The sequence below is a fragment of the Streptomyces sp. NPDC059037 genome (assembly GCF_042740015.1).
GTDB lineage: Bacteria > Actinomycetota > Actinomycetes > Streptomycetales > Streptomycetaceae > Streptomyces.
The window spans coordinates 1-5,279 of sequence record NZ_JBHYIG010000432.1; the positions used below are offsets into that span (position 1 = coordinate 1).

Annotated in this window: 4 protein-coding genes; 2 read left to right on the forward strand and 2 right to left on the reverse strand. The window is 73.4% G+C overall.

Annotation, left to right across the window (positions count from 1 at the left end; translation table 11 throughout):
• Positions 1-797, reverse strand: a 797-nt coding sequence (locus ACFWY6_RS43930; protein ID WP_384703089.1) for an NAD(P)-dependent oxidoreductase, incomplete at its 3' end; no start/stop codon positions are given.
• Positions 798-930: 133 nt separating this feature from the next.
• On the opposite strand from ACFWY6_RS43930, the gene ACFWY6_RS43935 reads away from it, so the two are divergent.
• Positions 931-3,132 (forward strand): hypothetical protein, encoded by a 2,202-nt coding sequence (locus tag ACFWY6_RS43935; protein ID WP_384703092.1) that lies wholly within the window; start codon positions 931-933, stop codon positions 3,130-3,132.
• A 239-nt stretch (positions 3,133-3,371) separates the two neighbouring features.
• Here the strand turns inward: ACFWY6_RS43935 and ACFWY6_RS43940 are convergent, their stop codons facing one another.
• Positions 3,372-5,084 carry a hypothetical protein gene (locus ACFWY6_RS43940; RefSeq protein WP_384703095.1) on the reverse strand — a complete coding sequence of 571 codons (1,713 nt, stop codon included), beginning with the start codon at positions 5,082-5,084 and terminating at the stop codon, positions 3,372-3,374.
• On the opposite strand from ACFWY6_RS43940, the gene ACFWY6_RS43945 reads away from it, so the two are divergent.
• Positions 5,083-5,279, forward strand: a 197-nt coding sequence (locus ACFWY6_RS43945; RefSeq protein WP_384703098.1) for a hypothetical protein, incomplete at its 3' end; no start/stop codon positions are given. The two genes, ACFWY6_RS43940 and ACFWY6_RS43945, sit on opposite strands and share 2 nt — an antisense overlap.

A 5,279-nucleotide genomic window follows, 5' to 3' on the forward strand; every position in this document is an offset into this window, starting at 1 on the left:
CGCCCCGCCGCGCCCCCGGCGCGGGGCCCGCCGCGCCCCTCGCCGCCCACCCCGCTCCGGGGGGCGCCCACCCCCCCGGGCCCCACCCCGAAGGCGGGGGGCGTCAGCCGGTCGCCCAGGATGAGATCGGCCTTGGCGTGCAGATAGCCCATGTCGAGCGGGCCGCCCGCGATGACGTCGAAGAAGTCCTGCGGGTCCACGCCGAGCGCCCGGGACAGGGCGAGGGCCTCGCCCGTCGCGTTGGTCGCCGCGATGACCCAGCTGTTGGCCACCAGCTTGAGCCGCGTCGCGCTGCCCGCCGCCCCGTCGTCACCGGTCCACACGGTCCGGGCTCCGACGGCGTCGAAGACGGGGGTCACCACGTCCCTCTCCTCGACCGGACCGGCGGCCAGGACAAGGAGCTTTCCGGCCTCCGCCGGCTGCCGGGTGCCGAGCACGGGGGCGTCGTAGAAGGGGAGTTGATGGCTCTGGGCGAAGCCGGCGAGGTCGCCGATGGCCTCGATGCCCGCGGTCGTCGACTGCACCCACACCGTGCCGGGGCGCAGACCCGGGACCGCCTCGCGCATGACCTCCAGGGCGGAGGCGCCGTCGTACAGCATGGTGAGGACGACGTCTGCGCCCCGCACCGCGTCGGCGGGGGTGTCGGCGACGAACGCGCCGTCGGCGGCCAGCGGTTCGGCCTTGGCGCGGCTGCGGTTCCAGGCCCGGACGTGATGCCCGGCGCGGGTGAGGTTGCGGGCCATCGCGGCCCCCATGATGCCGGTGCCGAGGACGCTTACGGTGAGCTTGTCGTTCATGGCATCAACTTACTGACCCGCGCCGCACGCGCCAGTGCGGGGCCGCCTCGCCAGGACGAAGATCGCTCTCTACGGTGGCACAAGTGATGCTTGGGGGAAGGCGCCCTGAGCACGGAGCGAGGGGGAACCCTGGATGGCGAGCGAAGAGCCTGACGTGCCGAACGGGCCGGAGCCTTCGGCGACGCACACGCACAACGACCTGTCCGGCGTCGTGCACGGGCCCGTCGTCCAGGCCGGGCAGGTGCACGGAGGCATCACGTTCAACGTCCAGCAGGCACAGGATCCCGGACCGCACGTCACACCGGACCAAGTCCCGCCCGTCCTGGGGAGCTTCGTCAATCGGCGGGACGACATCGCACGGCTCGACGGCTGGTTCGGCGCGGAACGCTCGGAGCGGAGCCGGGCCCGAGTCGGTCTCGGGCTCCTCTACGGTCTGCGCGGGGTCGGCAAGACGTCGATGGTCTGCCACTGGGCCGAGCAGGGGCGCGCACTCTTCCCCGACGGGCAGATCTACGTCGACTTCGCCTCGCTCGGCGGGCCTTCGGGCGGCGGCGACGTGTCCGAGGCCGCGCGCAAGTGCCTGCTCGCGATCGGGATCGGGGAGTCGTACATTCCCGCGATGTACGAGGACCGCGTCGCGCTGTTCCGGTCGCATTCGGCGCCGCGCCGGTTACTGATGGTCTTCGAGAACGTCAGCCACCCGGCCCAGGTGCGGTCGCTGATCCCCAAGGGGCCCGGCAGCGTCGTACTGGCCACCAGCCACGCCCGCCTCGGTGAACTCGCCGTCTCCGGGGCCAGGTTGCTGCCCGTGGAACCCTTCGGCCACGGCAGCGGCCTCGAGTTGCTGGCCGAGCTGTGCGGCGACGATGCCGTGACGGACGAGGAGGAGGCGGCCCGGCACCTGGTCGAACTGTGCGCGGGTCTCCCCGAGGCGCTCAGCGTGCTCGCCGCCCGACTGCTCGCAGGGCCGCGGCTGACCATGACGCGCCTTGCCCGCGAACTGGCCGACGAGAGCAGCCGGTTGGCGGGGATGGCAGTGGGGAAGGAGCGTTCCGTGACCGCGGTGTTCGATCTCACCTATCGGGAGCTGTCGCCGGAGGCGTCCCGGATGTACCGGCTCGCGTCCTGCCTGCCGGGAGGGTCGTTCGACGCGGGGGCCGCGGCTGCCACCGCCGGGCTCGGCACGGACACCGCCCGCTCCCTCCTCGACGCCTTGGAGGAGGTGCGGCTCCTCGACCTGACCGAGGACGGCCGCTACCGCTTCCACGATCTCGTACGCCTGCACGCGCGCGAGTGCGCGGCCCGGGAGGAGACGCGGGGCACGCTGCGCGCGGCGGTCGAGCGCATGGTGACGCACTATCTCGCCCTGACCGCGTTCGCCGACCGGGCCGTCAGAGCCGACCGGCTGCGCATCGCCGACCTCGCCGACCTCCTGGCGGACGCGCCCGACCCCTTCGCCGCCGACGGCTCACCGGCCCCGCTCGACTGGCTCGAGGCCGAACACCCCAACATCCTCGAAGTGTTGCGCACGGCCTTCGACGAGGGCCTGTTCACGCAGGTGTGGCAGCTCTCCGAGGCGTTCACGGTGCTCTTCCTCCACCACCGGCATCTCGCCGCCTGGAAGGAGTCCCTGGAGCTGGGCGTGGCGGCCGCGGTGGCGGACGCCACGCCGGTCCCCGCGGCCGAGGCGAGGCTGCGCAGCTTGCTCTCGCGCCCGCTGATGAGCCTCGGCGAGCACGAGGCGGCCCGCGTCGAACTGGAGAAGGCCGTGGCCTGCGCCGAGGTGTCGGCGCACCCCGTGGTGCACGCCTCCGCCCTGGAGTTCGCCGGACGCCTCTGGGAGCGCACCGACCTGCCCCGGGCCATGGCGGCGTACCGGAAGTCCCTCGAACTCAACCTCCAGGGAAGGGAGTTGCGGGGCGCGGCGATAGCGACGTACTTCCTGGGCCACGCACAGGCCGCCCACGGCGATCACGCCGCCGCCCTGGACACGCTGCGGGAGGCACACCGGGCGCTGACGGCCTGCGAGGACCCGAGGATGGCGGCGCGCGTCCTGATCGCCATCGCCGCGGTGCACGAACGACACGGCAGGACCGACGAGGCGATCGCCGCCTTGGAGGACGCGGCGGGGGCCCTGCGCGCGCTGGAGGCGTTCCACTACGAGGCAGAGGCGAGGGTGGCCATGGCCAGGATCCTGGAGGCCCGCGAGGAGGACACGGCGCGGCGCCGCGCTCTGGTGCTGAGGGCGGCGGAGATCTACGAGTCCGAAGGCAACCCGGAGGCAGGGGAGTTGAGGCGTTGGCTGGGGCGGATGTCCGGTGAGAGGGATGTGTGAGGTGTGGCGGACGAGGCTGTCGGACACCTGCAGCGGACAGGATCTCCGGCCGCCCCGGCGCGCCGCTTAACCGAGGGGAGTGGTCGTCCGGGGGCGGATGCAGAGGGTGATGTCTTCCTCGCGGCGTGCGTCGTCGATTCGTAGCATCGCGGTTGCGAGGCTGTGCTCGGAGGGTGGTGCGGTCGGCGGCGCCTTCACTGGGCGGGCGCCTGACGTGTGTTGGAGGTCAGGCGTGCGGCTTAACCGCGCGGAGTGGTTGTCGCCTGGGGTCGGATACGGAAGGCGATGTCTTCCTCGCGTGCGTCGCCGATCCGTAGCGTCGCGGTGGTGTCTGTCAGGGGAAGTGCCGCGCGCAGGCAGGTGTAGACGGCGGCGGCTGCGAGGCCGGGGCCCGACGGTGGGCCGGTCATCGATGCCTCCACGAGACGCCCGTCCCGGAGAGCGGCCAGGCAGCCGCCGCCGGACAGCGTCGTCGCGGCGAGCAGTGCGCCGGGGTGGCGGTCGAGGGTGTCGTGCGCCCAGTTGATCGCTTCGGCGGTCGTCGCGGCCGGGGCGCGGTGCAGCAGTACCGACGCGCTCTCGGTCAGCCGGGTGTCCCGCTCGGCGTCGTCGCAGGCCAGGTGCGTGAACGTGCCGGGCTCTTCGCCTGCCGTGTCGCCGACGGCGGCCGGATGGCGTCGCACGACGACGGTCGCGGATTCCTGGTCCCGGATCACCGATGTGGTCACCGTCCAGGACGTGACGACGTCGGCCGCCGGTTCGGGGCGCGGTGGCGGCGACGGGGCGGGCGGTGCGGTTCGCGGCTCCGGCAGCTTCATCAGCCCGTACACCGCGGTCCGCAACCTGGCGAGTGCGAGACCCGGTTCGGCGAAGGCCTGGTCGGCCACGGCGGCGTACCGCCCCGGGGCGGGAGGATGGAGCGCGTGCCGCAATTGGGCGTACAGATCGCCGTGCGGGTCGAACCGGGGCGCGGTACGGCCGAGTTCCGCGATCGCCGTGCCCGGCACGGAGTCGTGGCCGAACGCACCGAGCAGGACGGGCTTGCCGAGCGCCGCCCCGTACAGCGTCACCGAACCGTGATCGCCGACGACGGCCGATGCCGCGACGAGCACCGACTGCCACGCGCCCACCGGCGGAACCAGCAGCAGGCCCGCCTCCAGAGCGGCGGCCGCCTGCACGTTCCGGATCTGCCAACTGCCGTGCGCCGCCCAGACGTTGGGGTGCACGATGGCGGCCACCCGATACTCGTCGCAGGGCAGCGCGGCAAGCAGCCGCGCCGGGAGATCGGGCGTCCGGCCGAGCAGTGAGGTCTGTCCCCAGGTCGAGCTGAGCACCACCAGATGCTGGTCCTCGCGCAGGCCGAGCGCGCGTCGGTACGCGGCTGCCCGCCCCGCGCCGGCGCGCAGTTCGTCGTAGACCGGGTCGCCGACGAGCAGCGTGCGCCCCGCTGCCTTCGGATGGGCGGCGACCAGCTGCTCCTCCTGGGCCGGATGGGAGAGGGCCAGCCAGGCCCGGCCCGCTTCGAGCAGCCTGTCCGGTACGGCACCGGAGAGGCGGTCCCGCGTCGAGCGTGAGTCCGGCACGAACTTCTGGAAGCCGATGCCGTGCGGCAGGACGAGGACCGGGCACGCGCCGTCGGGCACGTCGATGTTCTCGCTCGCCGAGACGATCAGGTCGGGCGTGATCCGGCCGAGCTGATCCCACGGCATGACCCGGCAGCCGGCGGCGTGCAGCAGATCGAGGACTCCGTCGTTGAAGGCGGAAGTGCCGTCGTACGCGAAGACGACGCTCACCCGGCCGTCGCCGCGCAGCAAGGCCGGCAGACACTCCAGGACACGCACGGTCGACGTCACCGTGCGAGCCGCTACGACCAGGGTCTTCTCACTACGAAAGGTGGTCCAGCGCTCGGCGTCGTGCCCGACGGGGACGCGCAGGGGCCCACCGCCGTTCATGCCCGCCCAGAGGAGCGCCGCCGAACGGCCCGAACGGCCCGAACAGCCCGACCGTCACGCCGCTGGCCGCTGGCCGCTGGCCGCTGGCCGCTGGCCGCTGGCCGCTCGCCGCTCGCCGCTCGCCGCTCGCCGCTCGCCGCTCGCCGCTCGCCGCTCGCCGCTCGCCGCTCGCCGCTCGCCGCTCGCCGCTCGCCG